The sequence below is a fragment of the Streptomyces sp. NPDC006610 genome (genome assembly GCF_040611575.1).
In the GTDB taxonomy this organism is placed as follows: domain Bacteria; phylum Actinomycetota; class Actinomycetes; order Streptomycetales; family Streptomycetaceae; genus Streptomyces.
Genome location: NZ_JBEXOP010000008.1, coordinates 1 through 16690 on the forward strand (window position 1 = coordinate 1; position 16690 = coordinate 16690).

At 67.6% G+C, this 16690-nt stretch carries 12 protein-coding genes, 1 tRNA gene and 2 pseudogenes; 8 read left to right on the forward strand and 7 right to left on the reverse strand.

Annotation, left to right across the window (positions count from 1 at the left end; translation table 11 throughout):
• Nucleotides 1-89: 89 nt before the first annotated feature.
• Nucleotides 90-353, reverse strand: a complete 264-nt coding sequence (locus ABZY13_RS08595; RefSeq protein WP_356628165.1) for a GIY-YIG nuclease family protein — start codon at nucleotides 351-353, stop codon at nucleotides 90-92.
• 898 nt (nucleotides 354-1251) lie between these two features.
• On the opposite strand from ABZY13_RS08595, the gene ABZY13_RS08600 reads away from it, so the two are divergent.
• The 3 genes and pseudogenes from ABZY13_RS08600 to ABZY13_RS08610 all read left to right on the forward strand — a co-directional run.
• Complete coding sequence (locus ABZY13_RS08600; RefSeq protein WP_356628167.1) at nucleotides 1252-1662, forward strand: hypothetical protein; 411 nt, start codon at nucleotides 1252-1254, stop codon at nucleotides 1660-1662.
• A 24-nt stretch (nucleotides 1663-1686) separates the two neighbouring features.
• On the forward strand, nucleotides 1687-4056 hold the full coding sequence (locus ABZY13_RS08605; protein WP_356628169.1) for a tetratricopeptide repeat protein: 2370 nt from the start codon (nucleotides 1687-1689) through the stop codon (nucleotides 4054-4056).
• A 24-nt stretch (nucleotides 4057-4080) separates the two neighbouring features.
• Nucleotides 4081-4896, forward strand: a pseudogene (locus ABZY13_RS08610) (site-specific integrase); the annotation flags it as partial.
• Between the two features lie 107 nt (nucleotides 4897-5003).
• On the opposite strand, the gene ABZY13_RS08615 reads toward ABZY13_RS08610, so the two are convergent.
• Nucleotides 5004-5076, reverse strand: a tRNA-Arg gene (locus ABZY13_RS08615).
• Between the two features lie 204 nt (nucleotides 5077-5280).
• On the opposite strand from ABZY13_RS08615, the gene ABZY13_RS08620 reads away from it, so the two are divergent.
• The gene (locus ABZY13_RS08620; RefSeq protein WP_356628171.1) at nucleotides 5281-6264 is read left to right on the forward strand and encodes a nucleotidyltransferase domain-containing protein; all 984 of its coding nucleotides are present in this window, start codon (nucleotides 5281-5283) and stop codon (nucleotides 6262-6264) included.
• 165 nt (nucleotides 6265-6429) lie between these two features.
• Complete coding sequence (locus tag ABZY13_RS08625; protein ID WP_356628173.1) at nucleotides 6430-7593, forward strand: cellulase family glycosylhydrolase; 1164 nt, start codon at nucleotides 6430-6432, stop codon at nucleotides 7591-7593.
• Between the two features lie 189 nt (nucleotides 7594-7782).
• On the opposite strand, the gene ABZY13_RS08630 is transcribed toward ABZY13_RS08625, so the two are convergent.
• The 3 genes from ABZY13_RS08630 to ABZY13_RS08640 form a co-directional block, all read right to left on the reverse strand.
• Nucleotides 7783-8667 (reverse strand): carbohydrate ABC transporter permease, encoded by an 885-nt coding sequence (locus tag ABZY13_RS08630; protein ID WP_356628175.1) that lies wholly within the window; start codon nucleotides 8665-8667, stop codon nucleotides 7783-7785.
• Nucleotides 8664-9662: a sugar ABC transporter permease gene (locus tag ABZY13_RS08635; RefSeq protein WP_356628178.1), complete on the reverse strand. Its 999-nt coding sequence runs from the start codon at nucleotides 9660-9662 to the stop codon at nucleotides 8664-8666. The genes ABZY13_RS08630 and ABZY13_RS08635 overlap by 4 nt, the downstream gene beginning before the upstream one ends.
• 290 nt (nucleotides 9663-9952) lie before the next feature.
• Nucleotides 9953-11272, reverse strand: a complete 1320-nt coding sequence (locus ABZY13_RS08640) for an ABC transporter substrate-binding protein (RefSeq protein ID WP_356628180.1) — start codon at nucleotides 11270-11272, stop codon at nucleotides 9953-9955.
• 320 nt (nucleotides 11273-11592) lie between these two features.
• Here ABZY13_RS08640 and ABZY13_RS08645 point away from each other — a divergent pair, with 320 nt between their 5' ends.
• Both ABZY13_RS08645 and ABZY13_RS08650 read left to right on the forward strand, forming a co-directional pair.
• Nucleotides 11593-14046, forward strand: coding sequence for a glycoside hydrolase family 2 protein (locus ABZY13_RS08645; RefSeq protein WP_356628182.1), 2454 nt, complete (start codon nucleotides 11593-11595; stop codon nucleotides 14044-14046).
• Nucleotides 14043-15083, forward strand: coding sequence for a LacI family DNA-binding transcriptional regulator (locus ABZY13_RS08650; RefSeq protein ID WP_356628184.1), 1041 nt, complete (start codon nucleotides 14043-14045; stop codon nucleotides 15081-15083). The genes ABZY13_RS08645 and ABZY13_RS08650 overlap by 4 nt, the downstream gene beginning before the upstream one ends.
• 26 nt (nucleotides 15084-15109) lie before the next feature.
• Here the strand turns inward: ABZY13_RS08650 and ABZY13_RS08655 are convergent, their stop codons facing one another.
• A complete protein-coding gene (locus tag ABZY13_RS08655; RefSeq protein WP_356628186.1) occupies nucleotides 15110-15964 on the reverse strand; it encodes a GNAT family N-acetyltransferase in 855 nt (284 codons plus the stop codon).
• A gap of 263 nt (nucleotides 15965-16227) precedes the next feature.
• On the opposite strand from ABZY13_RS08655, the gene ABZY13_RS08660 reads away from it, so the two are divergent.
• Nucleotides 16228-16485, forward strand: coding sequence for a hypothetical protein (locus tag ABZY13_RS08660; RefSeq protein ID WP_356628188.1), 258 nt, complete (start codon nucleotides 16228-16230; stop codon nucleotides 16483-16485).
• A 44-nt stretch (nucleotides 16486-16529) separates the two neighbouring features.
• On the opposite strand, the pseudogene ABZY13_RS08665 reads toward ABZY13_RS08660, so the two are convergent.
• Nucleotides 16530-16676 (reverse strand): annotated as a pseudogene (locus tag ABZY13_RS08665) (collagen-binding domain-containing protein); the annotation flags it as partial.
• Nucleotides 16677-16690: the final 14 nt, after the last annotated feature.

Consider the following 16690-nt stretch of genomic DNA (forward strand, 5'->3'; position numbering starts at 1 on the left):
GAGATCCTCCACCCGCACCGCCGCGGCCTTCTGCCGCGCTTCCAACACCGCCCGCATCGACGGCATCCGTCACCCCCACGACGTCTTGGTCAGCAACGGACCCAGACTTCCGTGCCAGCCGCTGTCTCATGCCTGACCAGCGGAAACCACACACGAGGTTCGGAAAGAGAACGACCTCTCAGGATGGCTTCGCCGGCCTTGCCGAAGGTCATCCGTTTGCCGCTGCCCACACGGCGCAGCTCGAGTCCGAGCAGACATCCGAGGGTGAGCCGCAGTGTCGAGCCGGCCGCGTTGCCCCGGTAGTGGTAGCGCACCCGCTTGCGCAGGTTTTGGGTGCTGGTCCGGTTCGCCATGTACCGCGGGGCTATACCGACGTAGAGCAGGCGCCCGGTGTCCAGGTCCGGATGGGGCGGCTGCTTGAAGTGCCACCCGTAGACCCCTGCCGCCGCCGGGACCGGGCTCGGACGCACCAAGACCTCCGGCGCCGACCACAAGCGATAGGGGCTGACGAGAGCGGTAGCTGCCACGAACCCTCCAGAGGCGCCACGGGGACTGTCGCAGGCTACTGGTCGACGCTGATACAACCTCTCCCTATATGCCCGTCACAAGCACCGCTTTAGGAGAGAGGCTGGGGGATCTTGCGTCTGATCTGCGGCTTCACCGGGCAAGGTAGCGGGTGGGCACTCGCCCATGAGGCACTGATGTTGACCGTGGCTGACCCCTGCATCTGGCACGGTTGTGGCACGAACCTCAGCCGATGACAGTCAGCCACGACGGCGGGCGCGCCGACCGACCACGCACGCGTGTGCCTCGCTGCACCCCCACCAGCCTCAGCCACGGTATTGGGCTGTGTCGTCGACCGGAGCAATCGGTCACGGCCGGCCTATGTTGGCGGCCGGAACCCTCAGCGTGGGAAGCTGCGATCATTTGGGGCAGGCAAGGCCTCTGAGATGGGCGTTCGCCTGGCATCAGGTCTCATCACCCTTGGTCGCCTTCGCCGCGTGGTTCTCTGCTGTGGTGGTGCGTGGTCCACACGGATCCGGCGACCGACCTGCGCAGACTGATCAGGTCTATGTTGCGCGAAGACGGGGTCTTCGGCCGCCCGTTCAACGTGTCCGACGGATCTGTCCTAGAGCTGGCCCCTTGCTACTTGAGCCTGGGACGTTCTGGTCCCGTACTGAGTCGATTCCTCTCCAAGCGGCTGGGGATCTGTCAGGATGGCACCCCAGATCTTCAGTGGCAGGAGGCAGTATGGATCCGATCTCCGCAGGGCTTCTCGTAGCTATAGCAACAGGTGCGGCTGGCGAGGCAGGTAGACAATTGTGGGCAGGACTAGGTGGTCTTGTGACGAGGAGGACCGCCATTGAGGCGGGCGAGCGCGAAACTTCAGCCACTATCACCGGATCAGCTGAGCTTGCCTCGCTGAATGAGGCACCCGATGACTTGGAGAGGGCACAGGCCCTCAGCAACATCCTCGCCCGGCGCGCCCAGGTGGACGAAGCATTCCGGGCAGGTCTGATGCAATGGCATCAACAAGCTCAGGCTTTGCGTACAGGCGACGGGGAAACCACCAATGCCATCAGTGGCGGGACCCAGAATGGCCCGATCCTGCAAGGCCGCGACTTCTCCGGTATCAATTTTAACGGCCCTAGCCAGAAGTGAACGGATCAACCAGAGGTTATTGACGTGAGTGTAGGGGACTCGCATAGGGTAGAGGTCTCTAACGAGATCACTGATGGGCTATTTCTGCACGCTGTGATTCAGGGCAGAAACGTCATTCTCCAATTGCCTAGAGAAATTCAGCCTGCACTCTTCGGTCTGCCTGCAAAGTCCCCTGCGTTCACAGGTCGAGATGACGAACTAAGCGAAATCCTGCGCATTATGGATCCGGCTAACGGTGAGGGTGTTAAGAGCGCTGTACATCTAGTAACTGGGCTAGGAGGCGTGGGTAAAACGGAGTTTGCCAATCAGGTCGCCCACGCGGTGCAAGATAAACCTGCTTGGTTTCCCGGGGGGGTCGCGTTTATTGACCTCTTTGGATACGATAAAGAACGCTCTCTTTCTCCTGATAGGGCGCTGGCGAGCCTACTTAATTCCCTAGGCGTAGCAGAGGAAAACCTACCCGTAGATTTGCAAAGTAAGGCCAGACTATATCGTTCGGTCTTGGCAGCGTATGCTAAATGCGGACGTCGCGTACTTGTCATAATAGATAATGCGTCATCTGTCGATCAGGTAAACAATCTGCTCCCGAGCGACAGTTCATCGGTGGCTCTTGTGACCTCGCGCCATATACTGAATATTGGGGCGAGGTTGCACGAGTTGCGGGCCCTTAGTCCCTCTTCGTCTGTTGACTTGCTGCGAAACTCCGTGGCCATCGCTCGGGGTGAGGTAGATCTAAGAATTGACGAAGATGTCAGCGCTGCCTATGTGCTCGCTTGGCTATGTGGTCATTTGCCGCTGGCTCTGCAAATTGCCGCATCTGTACTGGCCGATACTCCAAGGCGGCCTGTCTCTTCATTAGTGGAATCTTTGCAAAGTGCCCATAACCGGATAAATGAGTTGCGTCGCGAGGAAAAAGCGGTTCGGGCAGTATTTGACTTGTCTTACGAGTTGCTCAATGATGAGGAGAAGCGGGTTCTTGGTTTCATCTCATTCAGTCCCGGCGTCGATATTTCAACGCAAGCAGCGGCTCGTCTGATCGGCGTTTCAGGAAATCGAGTTGAAGCCATACTTTTGTCGCTCAGCCGGGCTCACCTGGTTGAGCAAGGCCTTATCTGGGGGCGTTGGCGTCTTCATGACCTAGTTAGACTCTACGCCCTTGAAGCTGTTGCCGAGATCCCGGGGCAGGAAGACGCGATCGTTCGCCTCTTTGACTTCTACCTGGAGCACTCTCGGGAAGCTGCAGAATTGCTGAGTGGTAAGCAGGCGGGCTCCGTATTCTCCACTCGTGAGTCTGCACTTGAGTGGCTCGATGCAGAGTATCAAAACCTAGTTGAAACAGTGCACATAGCAGCTAAGCAGCCAGCACTTCATGGATATGCTGCCGAAATCCCGTACAGGCTCGCTAGGTATCTAGATGTGCGGCGTCTCTTTAATGACTGGAAAGAAATGATGGAGGTGTCACTTTCTGTACTTGAAGAGACAGGCCACTCACGTCACAAGGCCAATGCCCTTGATAGCCTTGGCATGGCGTGTCGCGAGGTGCACGAGTTGCCTTCTTCTGTTTCGTTTCATCGGCAGGCTGTCCATCTGGCGCGAGAACTACGCGATGACGACATATTGGCCCGATATCTAAATAACATGGGTGTTTCGCTGCTTGCGACGCGTGACTTTATGGGTGCACTTGATGCACACACAGAGGCGGCCAGCCTGTTCCTAGAGAATAAAGAATTTCAGGGTTTCGCTCGGGCCTCAGATAATGCTGCTTGCGCGCTTCGAGCGCTGGGGCGTGTTGAGGAGGCTATTGCTCTGCATGAGGAAGCTGTTCGCGTTTTTAGGAGAGCTGGTGCGCGTGAGAGCGAAGCTCGCACCTTGTCACACATGGGCTGCACGCTAATGGATTTGGGCCATTTCGACGAGGCTGTTGCAGTCCACAAGAGGTCTGTCGAGCTGTTCTCCGACCTTTCGCTGAATGGTGTCACTGCCCACGCCTTGATTAACCTGTCAAATGCCCTACGGGCGAGGGGGGATCTGGCGGACTCGTTGAGTACGCTTGATAAAGCGCTGTCCATCCTTGAGGAGTTGCCTGACTCGCTTGGCAAAGGCAGGGCTTTAAACCAGCGAGGGCTTATATATAGTGACCTTGGGGAATTTGATCGGGCGGTAGCCGATTTCGAGGAAGGTCTACGCATCCTTTCAGATTTTGATGATCTGATCGATTTGGGATACGCTTTTGCCAACCTCGGCAGGCTTTACGGAATACATCGTCAGCCAGTCGAAGCTGTGCACTTCTTGAAGAGGGCTTCCGCGGTCTTTTCGCGGTGCAATTCATTGAATGATATGCATATCGTCGATGACCTTATTAAGATAATGTCATTGGGCGTATTTGAAAGCTAAGGGCTACTTGCCGCCAGATGCGTCTTCGGGGCCGGGACGGTGGCCGATGTGACGACTGCCCGTGTGCGGAGCTGGCGCGGCAAGCTGTTGGCGGCCGGCGTCGGTGAGCCGACGGTGGTCAAGGCGTACCAACTGCTGCGTGCCCTGATGAACACGGCTGTGGACGACGAGCTGATCCGGCGCAACCCGTGCCGCATCAAGGGCGCGGACCGCTACGACGTGCCCGAGCGGCCGGTTCTCACGGTGGCGGAGGTCTTCGCCGTCGCCGGCTCCATCGCGCCGCGCTACCGGCTGCTCGTGCTCCTGGCGGCCTTCACCACCCTGCGGTTCGGGGAGCTGGCGGCCCTGCGGCGCCGGGACGTCGACCTGGAGGGGTTGACCGTCACCGTGCGCCGGGCTCAGGCCGAGTTGCAGGACGGCCGGCTCTTCGACAAGGCGCCGAAGTCTGCGGCCGGGGTGCGCTCCGTCTCCTTCCCCGCCGAACTGCTCGACGCGGTCACGCATCACCTGGAGCACTTCGCCGCTCCTGGCCGCGACGGGCACGTCTTCGTCGGGCCGCAGGGCGGGCAGCTGCGGCGGAGCAACTTCCGGGACGACTGGGTCAAGGCCCGGAAGGCCGCGGGCGTCACGACCGAGCTGCACTTCCACGATCTTCGGCACACGGGCAACACGCTGGCCTCGACGGCCGGGGCCAGCACGCGGGAGCTGATGACGAGGATGGGGCACAGCAGCTCCCGGGCCGCGCTGATCTATCAGCACATGACCAGCGACCGGGACCGGGCCATCGCCGACCGGCTCGGGGCCATGATCCGCGACGGCGGGGGAGGAGCCTCCGGCTAGGGGATGTGGCATCCGCGTGGCATTAGTGGCACGCGTGTGGCACGACCGCGAACACGACGAAGGGCCAGCCTGGGAGGAAACCCCTCCTGAGCTGGCCCTTTTCTCTGTGCCCCCGGCAGGATTCGAACCTGCGACACCCGCTTTAGGAGAGCGGTGCTCTATCCCCTGAGCTACGAAGGCGTGATGCGGCGCCCGGCAGGGCGCTCGATCCACAGGGTACCGGATCAGGGCTTCGGTGGGCGCTGGTGGGGGTTCGGGGTGGGCGGGGGAGGAGCTGGTTGAAGATGTGGTGACCTGGCCGCCGTAATCCGGGCGCTGGGGCGGGTGAGCAGCGCCGGTGAAAACGCGCTCGCTCCCCGAGACCCGCCCCCGCACACTCGTCCCATGGATCGTCTCCCCGAGATCGCCCACCGGCTCGCCCGCATCCCCGGCATCGTCGGCGTCACCCTCGGTGGCAGTCGGGCACGCGGCGCCCATCGGGTCGACTCCGACTACGACCTCGGTCTGTACTACCGACCTCACACTCCGCCCGACACCGACGCCCTCTGTCGGCTCGCCGCCGAGCTGACCGGTGGGCCCGTCGAAGTGACCGAACCCGGCGGCTGGGGGCCCTGGGTGGACGGCGGGGCGTGGCTGACCATCCCGGTGGCGTCCCCAGCGCACCCAGCGCCCCCGCCCTCAGCGCACCCAGCGCCCCCGTCCCCAGCGCTCCCAGCACCCCCAGCGCACGCAGCGCCCCCGCCCTCAGCGCACCCAGCGCCCCCACCCCCAGCGCCGCCACCCCTCCCATGTCCCCCACCCCCTCCCCGCCACCGCGTCGACTGGATCTACCGGGATCTCGACCGTGTCCGGCGGATCTGGCAGGACTGCCGGCGAGGGCGTTTCGAGGTCGGGGTCCAGGCCGGGCACCCGCTGGGCGTCTACTCCCACTCCTACGTCGGTGAGCTCGCCCTCGGACGTGTCCTCGCCGATCCGCGCGGGGAGTTGCGGGCGCTGCAGCAGGAGGTCCGGCGTTATCCCGAGGCCCTGCGCGACGCGCTGATCGGCAATGCCCGCTGGGAGGCGCCCTTCATCCTCGCCGGGGCTCGTAAGGGTGCCGCCCGTGGTGACGCCTTCTACGTCGCCGGCTGTCTCTTCCGCGCCGTCGGGTTGCTCGTCCACGCCCTGCACGCTCACGCCCGCTGCTGGGTGCTCAATGAGAAGGGAGCCGTCGAGGCCGCCGGGCGGCTCGGCGTCGCGCCCGCCCGATTCGCCACTCGGGCCCACGAGTTGTTCGTCCCGTCGGGAGCCGCGCCCGATGCGCTGCACGCCGTCCTCGACGCCGCCGACGCGCTGGTCGCCGAGGTTCTCGACCGGCTCGGGGTCTGATCGCCCGGCAGGGGTGCGTTCACCGCCCGGGAAAAGTCCGGCCGGATCCGAACTGCCGGAACGGTTGACTAAACCGGTTAAGTCTCCAACACTCCTGCCACCGAGGCAAGTTCGGCCTCGTAGAGCAGGACAAGAGCCGCACACCCCACATCATCAGGAGAGGGCATGACCCTGTCTGTACGCACATCCCTGCCCAAAATCATGCGCAGAGCCGCAGTCGCCTTCACGGCCGGAATGATCGGTCTGGCCGGTTCCGTATTCGGGCTCTCGGGCACCGCCCACGCCGCCACCGGAATTCATGTCAGCAACGGCCGCATCCTCGAGTCGAACGGCAACGACTTCGTGATGCGCGGCATCAACCATGCTCACGCCTGGTACCCCGGCCAGACGAGCAGCTCCCTGGCCGCCATCAAGGCCAAGGGAGCGAACACCGTCCGGGTCGTTCTCGCCACCGGGCACAAATGGACCCGTACCCCCGCCTCCGAGGTGTCCGGGATCGTCTCCCAGTGCAAGGCGAACCGGCTGATATGCGTGCTCGAAGCGCATGACACCACCGGTTATGGAGAAGACTCCGGCGCGGCCACGCTGAGCCAGGCCGTCGACTACTGGACCGGTATCAAGAGCGCGCTCGTCGGCCAGGAGAATTACGTCGTCATCAACATCGGCAACGAGCCGTACGGAAACACCAACTACACCCAGTGGACCTCCGCCACCCAGCAGGCCATCTCCCGGATGCGCGGCGCCGGCTTCCAGCACGCGCTGATGGTGGACGCGCCCAACTGGGGGCAGGACTGGTCCGGCACCATGCGCTCGAACGCCTCCGCGGTGTTCAACTCCGACCCCGCGCGCAACACCATCTTCTCCATCCACATGTACGGCGTGTACGACACCGCGGCCGAGGTGCAGAGCTACCTCAACGCCTTCGTCAACGCCCGACTGCCCATCGTGGTCGGAGAGTTCGGGAACAACCACAGCGACGGCAACCCCGACGAGGACGCCATCATGGCCACCGCCCAGAGCCTGCGGCTCGGTTACCTCGGCTGGTCCTGGAGCGGCAACGGCGGCGGCGTCGAATACCTCGACGTGGTCAGCAACTTCAACGCCGGCCAGCTGACCACTTGGGGGCAGCGCCTCGTCAACGGGGCCAATGGCATCGCCGCCACCTCCCGCGAGGCGTCCGTGTTCGGCGGCACCGGGAGCGGAGGCGGCACCGCGCCGAACGGCTACCCCTACTGCCAGAACGGCAGCGCCACCGATCCCGACGGCGACGGCTGGGGCTGGGAGAACTCCCGCTCCTGCGTGGTCCGGGGCGGACCGGCCGACCGTTAGCCGTGTCCGCCGGTGACCCGGGCCGGCGGTGCCGTGTCCGCCGGAAATCCGAAGTCTGCGACGTCCGCCGCGACGTCCGCCGGTGATCCGTGTCGGGCACGTCCGCCGGTGAAACCGCCGCCGGACGTCCGGCGAAGCAGCGGCCCCCGTCCCTCCCCAGGGGACGGGGGCCGCCGTACGCCCCCTCCGTCACTTCGTCGCGCCCTGCGCGAACCCGTTGTAGATGTACCGCTGGAGGAACAGGAACACCACCAGCGTCGGCACGATCACCAGGATCGTGCCGGCCGAGATGTGCTCCCAGTGCGCCCCGAAGGGGCCCTTGAAGCGGAAGAGGGCGGTGGAGATGGTGCCGAGGTCCTCGGCCGGCATGTAGAGGAAGGGGATGTAGAAGTCGTTGTAGACCGTGATCCCCTTGATGATCACCACGGTGGCGATGGCCGGCTTGAGCAGCGGCAGGATGATCTTCCAGTAGATGGTGAGGGAGCTGGCGCCGTCCAGGCGCGCGGCCTCGTCCAGGGAGACCGGGATACCCCGGATGAACTGCAGGAACACGTAGATCGAGACGATGTCCGTGCCCATGTAGAGCAGGATCGGCGCCCACAGGGAGTTGAACAGGCCGAAGCTGTTCACGACCTGGAAGGTCGCCACCTGCGTCGTCACGCTCGGCACCAGCGTCGCGATCAGGAACAGCAGCATCACCGGCTTCTTCAGCCGGAACCGGAACCGGTCGACCGCGTACGCCGTCATCGAGCCGATGAGCACCGTGCCCGTGATGGAGAACAGCAGGATGAACGCCGTGTTGGCGAACGCCGACAGCATCTGGCCGTCGTTGAACGCGGTGACGTAGTTGCCGAAGTTGAGCCAGTCGCCCGGCAGCGACAGCGCGCCGCCGTCGGCCACCTCGGCGGGCGTCTTCAGCGAGGTGAGGAAGACCACGACGAGCGGGACCAGCACGACCAGCGAGGCGACGATCAGGGAGAGGTAGATCAGCACCGGGGCCAGGCGCGGCCCGCGGCGGGCGGCGCGGCCCCGCGGCTCGCGTGCGGACCGGGGGACGGATGCGGAGACGGTCATACGAGGTCCACCTTCTCGTCGGGCACGAGGCGACGCTGGATCCAGGTGATCAGCAGGATGATCAGAAGCAGGACGACGGCGGCGGCCGAGGCGAGGCCCGTCTTGTTGAACTGGAAGGCGAGCTTCACCGTCTGGATGACGAAGGTCGAGGTGCCGGTCGCGCCGCCGGTCATGATGTACGGGATCTCGAAGACCGCCAGGGACCCGGAGATCGCCAGGATGACGCTCAGCCCGATCACCGGCCGGATGCTCGGCGCGATGATGTGCCGGAACTGCTGCCAGCGGCTGGCCCCGTCCAGCTGGGCCGCCTCGTAGAGCTCGCCCGGGATGGACTGGATCGCGCCGAGGAACAGCACGAAGTTCAGGCCCGTGAAGCGCCACACGGACACGCCCGCGAGCGACGTGTTGGCCGACGTCGGGTCGCCCAGCCAGGCGCGGTCGGTCTCGGCGCCGAACCAGGAGAGCACCGAGTCCAGCGTGCCGCCGTCCTGGAAGAAGTAGAGGAAGACGAAGCCGATGGCCACGCCGTTGATCAGGTAGGGGAAGAACAGGATCCCCTTGAACAGATTGCGAAAGCGCAGGTCGAAGCTGAGGATCGTCGCGAAGTAGAGGGCGATGACGATCTGCACGACGGACGCGGCGAGGTAGTAGAAGCTGACGAAGAACACCCGGAACAGCTCGGGCCGGGTGAAGATCTGGCGGTAGTTGTCGACGCCGGTGAAGTTCCGGTCGGGGCTGACGCCGTCCCAGTCGGTGAAGCTGAAGTAGATCATGTTCGCCACGGGGACGTAGGTGAACGTGATCAGCAGGGCCAGCGGGACGGCCAGGTACAGCCAGGGCGTGAGGCGGCGCAGCAGCGGGCCGCGACGGTCGCCGCCGTTGCCGCCGCTGCCACCACGGCGGCCGCGTCCGGGTCGGCCGTCACCGGTCTGCGCTCTGCGGCCGGCGGCGGCGCGGCGCGTCTTCGCGGGCGCCGCGTGGGTCATCTCGGTCATGGAGGGCCTTTCGTCGTCCGCGGAGGGCGCGGCGCGGGTGCGCGGCGGGCGGGACGGGCGGGGCAGGGGGGCTGGCGGGGCAGGCGGGGCGGCGGGACGGGCAGTCGTACAGGATCAAGCGGGTGGGTGGGAGGGGGGCCGGGGCAGGCGGGGCGGTCCCGGCCCGGTCAGGTGGCCGGGCCCGCCCCGGTACGGGGGTGGCCTGCTCCCGGACCGGCCCGCGGTGGGACCAGCCCTTCACCCGGGCCCGCCCCGGCGGGATCGGCCCACCCCGGTTCAGGCCCCGCCGATCAGGACCCCGCCGTCCTCGCCGCCTCGTTCCACCGCTTGTCGAGGTCCGCGAAGAAGTCCTCCAGGTTGCCCTTGCGTGCACCGCGCGCGAGGTCGACCAGCTGCTGGCGGTAGTCGGGCTTGTTCAGGCCGATCTCCGCCGCGTTGTCGATCGCGTTGACCTCGCCGGTCTTGGCCTCCGAGCGTTCCACGAACATGACATCGTTGTCCACGAAGTCCTTGAGCGTCTCCGGCATGGGAGCGGCCTGGAGCGCCGGCACGGCGCCCTCGGTCTCCGAGTAGCCGGACTTCTCGGTGAACCAGTCGATCCACGCCCGCGCCGCGGTCTTGTGCTCGGAGTGGACGCTGACCGCCTGCTGGTAGTCGGAGACCAGCGTGGCGCAGAAGCCGCCGTCCTTCTGGGTCGGGAACGGCATGAAGCCGATGTCGGCCGGGTCCGTGCCCGCGTCCTTGGCCGCGGCCTGCATCTGCGTGATCGCCCAGGAGCCGAGGTGCATGGTGGCGATCTCGCCCTTGGCGATCATGCCCTTGGAGGCTTCCCAGTTGGTGGTGCTCGGGTCCTTCTCGGACAGGCCGCCCTTGACGACGTCGTGCAGCAGCGAGTCGATCACGCGGAGGTCGCCGCCCTCCTTCCAGGGCGAGACGGCGCCGGCGAGTTCGTCGTTGGCGTGCTCGTCGCAGCTGACCGTGCCGATGTTGTTGCTCCAGGCCGTCAGGGGCCAGGCGTCCTTGAAGTTGGTGTAGTACGGCACCGCGTCCGTCTTGGACTTGATCTTCTTCAGGTCCGCGAGGAACTCCTCGGGGCTGGTCGGCCAGTCGGTGACGCCGGCCTTCTCCCAGACGGCCTTGTTGTAGACGAAGCCGTTGGCGGTGCCGAACTGGGCGATGCCGTAGACCTTGCCGTTCACCTCCGTCTTGTCGGTGAAGCGGTACTTGCCCTTGAAGTAGTCGCTGCTGCCGAGGGAGGCGAAGAACTTCGGGTAGTCGTTCTTGGCGACGGCGCCCGGGATCATCAGGACGTCGCCGTAGTCCTTGGTGTTCATCCGGATCTTGACCTCGCCCTCGTAGTCGGTGAGGGCCTCGAACTCGACCTTCACCTTGGGGTAGGTCTTCCGGAACTCCTCCGCGTACTTGTCCATCGTCCCGTTCTGGACGAGGTCGGTGCGGTGGGTGAGCACCTTGATGGTGCCGGAGGCGTCGGCCGGGTCCTTCGGTGACGACGCCGTGCCACCGGAGGTCGTGCCTCCGCCACTGCACCCCGCGACCGTAAGGGTCGCGATGGCCAGAAGCGCTCCCGACAGCGTCTTCTTCTTCCCCATGTGCCCAGCTCCTTCAGGAATGCGGCTCAGCTCTGCGGGTGGGATGTCGGCACTATGTCAGCGACTGGTGAACCGGTAAAGCAGTCATTCCGCTCGCGATGCTCAATCGTTACCAGGGGATCGTTTCGCTGCACGTTGACCCTGTGGTGATCGGGGAGGTTCGGTCGGCAGGGGAGCTAGACCGGTTTATGGACAGCGGGTGATCAGCGGGTTAGGTTGTCCCGCGTCACCGTCATCCCGTCTCATCCCAGACCGTGGCATGAGCCATGCGCCGCGGGCCACGGGCCATGAGCCATGAGTCATGCGATTGGAGCCGCACCATGAGGGACGTCACCCCCCTTGCCGAGGGCTGGAGTCTGCGCCACGACGACGCGACGCTTCCGGCGCGGGTGCCGGGCTGCGTCCACACCGACCTGCTGGCCGCCGGCGTCATCCCGGACCCCTTCCTCGGCCGCAACGAGGCCGAGGTCGCCTGGGTGGGGCGCCGCGCGTGGACGTACGTCCGGCACCTGCGCCACGACAGCGGGCACGAGCGCACCGACCTGGTCTTCGACGGCCTCGACACGGCCGCGACCATCACCCTGGACGGTCTTCCGGTCGGCGCGACCCGCAACATGCACCGCCGCTACCGCTTCGACGTCACCGGCCGCCACGGCGAACTGGCGGTCCGCTTCGCCTCCGCCTACGACGAGGCCGAGGCCGTGCGGGCGATCACGGGCGAACGGCCCAACGTCTATCCCGAGCCGTCGCAGTACATCCGCAAGATGGCGTGCAACTTCGGCTGGGACTGGGGGCCGACGCTGGTGACGGCGGGCATCTGGCGCCCGGTCCGGCTGGAGCACTGGTCCACCGCCCGCATCGCCGGCGTACGGCCCCTGGTCACCGTCGACGGCACCGCCGGCCGCGTCGAGATCCGCCTCGACGTCGAGCGCACCGCGGGCGGCGCGGGCCGGGACCTCACCGCCGAGGCGACCGTGGCCGGCGTCCGCGCCGAGACCCGCTTCACCGGCGACGAGGCCGTGCTGACCCTCCAGGTCCCCGACGTACGCCTGTGGTGGCCCCGCGGCTACGGCGAACAGCCCCTCTACGACCTCCGCCTCACCCTCGCCGACGACCACGGCGCCCCGCTCGACGCCTGGGAGCGCCGGATCGGCTTCCGCACGATCGAGCTGGACCGCTCGCCCGACGAGCACGGCACCGGGTTCACCCTCGTCGTCAACGGCGTCCGCGTCTTCGCCCGCGGCGTCAACTGGATCCCCGACGACGCCTTCCCGTCCCGCGTCACCCCCGAGCGCTACCGCACCCGGCTCACCCAGGCCGCCGACGCCAATGTCGACCTGGTGCGGGTGTGGGGCGGCGGCATCTACGAGGACGACGCCTTCTACGACGTCTGCGACGAACTCGGCCTCATGGTCTGGCAGGACTTCCTCTTCGCCTGCTCCGCCTACCCCGAGGAGCAGCCCTTGCGCGGGGAGGTCGAGGCCGAGGCGCGGGACAACGTTGTCCGGCTGATGCCGCACCCCTCCCTCGTCCTGTGGAACGGCAACAACGAGAACCTCTGGGGCTTCCGCGACTGGGACTGGGAGCCCGCCCTCGCCGGCGACTCCTGGGGCGAGGGCTACTACCTCGGACTGCTCCCGCGGATCGTCGCCGAACTCGACCCCACCCGCCCGTACGCCGCCGGCAGCCCCTGGTCCGGTTCCTGGGACCACCACCCCAACGACCCCGCGCACGGCACCCACCACTCGTGGGAGGTGTGGAACCGGCAGGACTACGCCGAGTACCGCGCGAGCGTCCCGCGCTTCGTCGCCGAGTTCGGCTGGCAGGCCCCGCCCGCCCTGGCCACCCTGCGCCGCGCCCTGCCCGGCGAGGAACTCACCCCCGACTCCCCGGGCATGCTGCACCACCAGAAGGCCGAGGACGGCAACGGCAAGCTGAACCGCGGCGTCGCCCGCCACTTCCCGCTGCCCGAGGGCGACTTCGACCGCTGGCACTATCTGACCCAGCTCGTCCAGGCCCGCGCGGTCGCGGCCGGCATCGAGCACTGGCGCTCGCACTGGCCCGTGTGCGCCGGCACGGTCGTCTGGCAGCTCAACGACTGCTGGCCCGTCACCTCCTGGGCCGCCGTCGACGGGGACGGCCGCCTCAAGCCGCTCCACCACGAACTGCGCCGCGTCTACGCCGACCGGCTGCTCACCCTCCAGCCCGCGCCCGACGGCGCCCCCGAGGGCCTGGTCCTCGCGGCCGTCAACCAGTCCGCCGAGCCCTGGTCGACCGAGGTGACGCTGCGCCGCGTGGAGGCCGGGGGCGCCACGGTCGACGAGGCCCGCATCGAGGTCGAGGTGGCCGCCCGCTCGGTGGTCCGCGTGGCGGTGCCGGCAGAACTGCTGCCGGACGCGGCCTGCGGGAAGGAGTTCCTGGTCGCGGACGCGGACGCACTGGACCCGGGCACGGGCGGAAGCGAGGGCGCGAGCGGCCTGCGCGCCCTGCACTTCCCGGTCCCCGACAAGGACTTCGCCCACCCGAAGCCGGTCTACGACATCGCCCTGGAACCGGTGCCCGGACAGGGGGATAGAGTCGATGTCGTGGTCAGCGCACATACCCTCGTCAGAGACCTGCTGCTCCAGCCCGACCGGCTCGGTCCGGAGGCCGTCTGCGACCGAGGTCCGCAGACACTGCTGCCCGGTGAGCGGACGCGCATCCGTGTCACCGGCTGCGGCGACGTCGGCATCGAGGCCGTCAGGACCGCTCTGTTCTGCGTGGACGTGGTGTGAGCGGCGGCCCCGAGGAACGCGTCACGATCAAGGACGTCGCCGTCCGGGCCGGGGTGTCCAAGGGCGCGGTGTCCCTGGCGTTCAACCACAAGCGCGGCGTCTCCGAGGCCACCCGCGAGCGGATCTTCCAGGCCGCCCGGGAACTGGGCTGGGCGCCCAGCGCGACCGCCCGCAGTCTCTCCAGCCGGCGGGTGGACGTGGTGGGGCTGGCCCTGTGCCGGCCCGCCCGGCTGCTCGGCCTGGAGCCGTTCTACATGGACTTCATCTCCGGCATCGAGAGCGTCCTCGCCGAGCGGTCCTGCTCGCTGCTGCTGCGGCTGGTGCGCGACGTGGACGAGGAGATCGCCCTCTACAAGGACTGGTGGCGCAGCCGGATGATCGCCGGGGCGATCCTGGTGGACTTCCGCCGGGACGACCCCCGGGTCCCGGCGCTCCAGGACACCGGCCTGCCGGCCGTGGCGGTCGGGCATCCGTCGCTGACCGGGTCCTTCCCGGCGGTGTGGACGGACGACGCCTCCGCGGTCGCCGAGGCGGTCAGCTATCTGGCGGCGCTGGGGCACCGGCGCATCGGCCGGGTGGGCGGTCCGACGGACCTCGGCCACAGCGCCATCCGCGCGCGGGCGTTCACGGAGACGGTCCGCAAGCTGGGCCTGGAGGAGACCCGGCAGATCGCCACGGGCTTCGACGAGAAGGAGGGCGCCCGCGCCACCCGCTCCCTGCTGCTCGCGGCCGACCGGCCCACCGCGATCGTCTACGACAACGACATCATGGCCGTCGCGGGCGCGGGCGTCGCCGCGGAGATGGGCTTCACGGTGCCGGACGACCTGTCCCTGCTGGCCTGGGACGACTCCCAGCTGTGCCGGATCACCCACCCGACCCTGTCGGCGATGAGCCACGACGTCCACCACTTCGGCGCCGAGGTGACCCGCGTCCTGTTCGACGTCATCGGCGGAGCCGACCGCGACTCCCACCAGGTGCCGACCCCCACGCTGACGCCCCGCGGCTCGACGGCGCCGCCACCGCGCAACGGCGGCTGAGGCCGCCCCCGGCGTCCGCCGCGGGTCTACGCGAAGTCGTACGGCGCCCAGTCGGCGACCCGGCGATAGCCGAGCCGCCGATAGAGGGCGTTGCTGGTCGGGTTGCCGGCGTCCGTGTAGAGCACGACCTCCGTGGCGCCCGCGGCGAGGACGGCCCGGGTCGCCTCGGCGGTCACGGCGGCGGCGTAGCCCCGGCCGCGGAAGCGGGCCGGGGTGTAGACGGGGTCCAGCCGGACCATCCCGGCGGTCATGGGGTTGACGCCCGCCATGGAGACCGGGGTGCCGTCCGGGAGTTCCCAGAAGGTGTAGCGCTTCTCGGCGTAGCGGGTGCCGGGCCAGGTGGCGGCGTCGATGGCGACGGACTCCCCGAGATCGGCGGCCAGTTCACGGCACCAGCGCATCAGGTGCTCGTGATCCTGCTCGCCCGCGGCCCGGCCGTGGCCCTCGGGGTGAGGGTCGGGCGGGGTGAGCCGGTCGAGGCGGTACAGGTGCATCCGGACGCGGAGCACGGGCGTCGTGCCGGTGTGCCGCCGCCATGCCTCGGCGAACGCGGTGGCGGTGTCGTGGTCCGCGGTGACGCCGGCGAGCGTGTGACCGAGGCCGGCCAGGTGGGCGGCGAGGGCGTCGGCCCGCTCGGGGGAGAGCGGGGTCAGGGTGAGGCGGCGGGAGGGGGGCCGGTAGAAGACCGCCCGCGTCCCGTCGTCCGACTCCAGGCGCCCGAAGAGGACGGACCCGGGCTGGTACGCGCCCGGCGTGGTCCGCCACTTCTCCACCGTGGTGAGCGGCGTGTTGTGCAGCACGGGGCGCGAGCGGAGGAAGTCTCCGGCATGGGTGAGCAGGTCGTCGAGGTCGTGGCTGAGGTGCCAGGCGTCCGGTCGCATGCTTCATGGTGCCGGGTGGCGCTCCCCGTCGAGGGGCGGGGCGGCTCCGCCGGGGACGACGGCCTGTCGGCGCCGGCGGGGGCGCTCGCCACCCGGAGCGGTTCACCTGCCTGCACGGCCGGTCGCAGTCGGCGGTGCCGTCGTGTCAGGACTTGCCGTGACCGTGACCGCTGCCGTGGCTGTCGCCGTAGTCGTCCCCGTAGTCGTCGCCGTATCCGTGGCCGGGCTTGGACGGCGTAGGGCGGCCGGTCGGCTTGGTGGGTGTGGGCGTCGGCCTGGTCGGCGTGGCCGTGGGCGCCGGTGTCGTGCCGGTCGGCGACGGGGCGGGCGTCGATCCCGTGGGCGACGAGGTCGGGAACGTCGGGGTGGGGAAGGTCGGGGTCGGGAACGTAGGGGTCGGCGTCGGGCTGTCGGTCGGGGTCGGCGTCGGGCTGTCGGTCGGACTTGCCGTCGGGCTGTCCGTCGGCCACGGCGACACCGTCTCTGTGTCGCACGCCAGGTCCGCCGCGAACGGGAAGTAGTGGATCTCCCCAGCGTTGGCCGGACCGCCCGGCCGACCGGAGAGCGGACCCGCGATGAGGGAGTCGACGATGATGTCGCCCTCGATGTTGGCCGGGTCGAGGTTGGTGAGGGTGGCGCGCGGGGCGTAGATCGTGCCCTCGACGGTGTCGCCGTCGGTGATGGTGATGTCGGTGGCGTCGGCGAAGTTCCAGAGGAATCGCCCCG

Excerpts from the sequence above, each read along its gene's own strand:
- ABZY13_RS08595 (WP_356628165.1), bottom strand. The coding sequence starts at position 353 with ATGGCGAACCGGACCAGCACCCAAAACCTGCGCAAGCGGGTGCGCTAC.
- ABZY13_RS08600 (WP_356628167.1), top strand. The coding sequence starts at position 1,252 with ATGGATCCGATCTCCGCAGGGCTTCTCGTAGCTATAGCAACAGGTGCG.
- ABZY13_RS08620 (WP_356628171.1), top strand. The coding sequence starts at position 5,281 with ATGGATCGTCTCCCCGAGATCGCCCACCGGCTCGCCCGCATCCCCGGC.
- ABZY13_RS08625 (WP_356628173.1), top strand. The coding sequence starts at position 6,430 with ATGACCCTGTCTGTACGCACATCCCTGCCCAAAATCATGCGCAGAGCC.
- ABZY13_RS08630 (WP_356628175.1), bottom strand. The coding sequence starts at position 8,667 with ATGACCGTCTCCGCATCCGTCCCCCGGTCCGCACGCGAGCCGCGGGGC.
- ABZY13_RS08635 (WP_356628178.1), bottom strand. The coding sequence starts at position 9,662 with ATGACCGAGATGACCCACGCGGCGCCCGCGAAGACGCGCCGCGCCGCC.
- ABZY13_RS08640 (WP_356628180.1), bottom strand. The coding sequence starts at position 11,272 with ATGGGGAAGAAGAAGACGCTGTCGGGAGCGCTTCTGGCCATCGCGACC.
- ABZY13_RS08645 (WP_356628182.1), top strand. The coding sequence starts at position 11,593 with ATGAGGGACGTCACCCCCCTTGCCGAGGGCTGGAGTCTGCGCCACGAC.
- ABZY13_RS08655 (WP_356628186.1), bottom strand. The coding sequence starts at position 15,964 with ATGCGACCGGACGCCTGGCACCTCAGCCACGACCTCGACGACCTGCTC.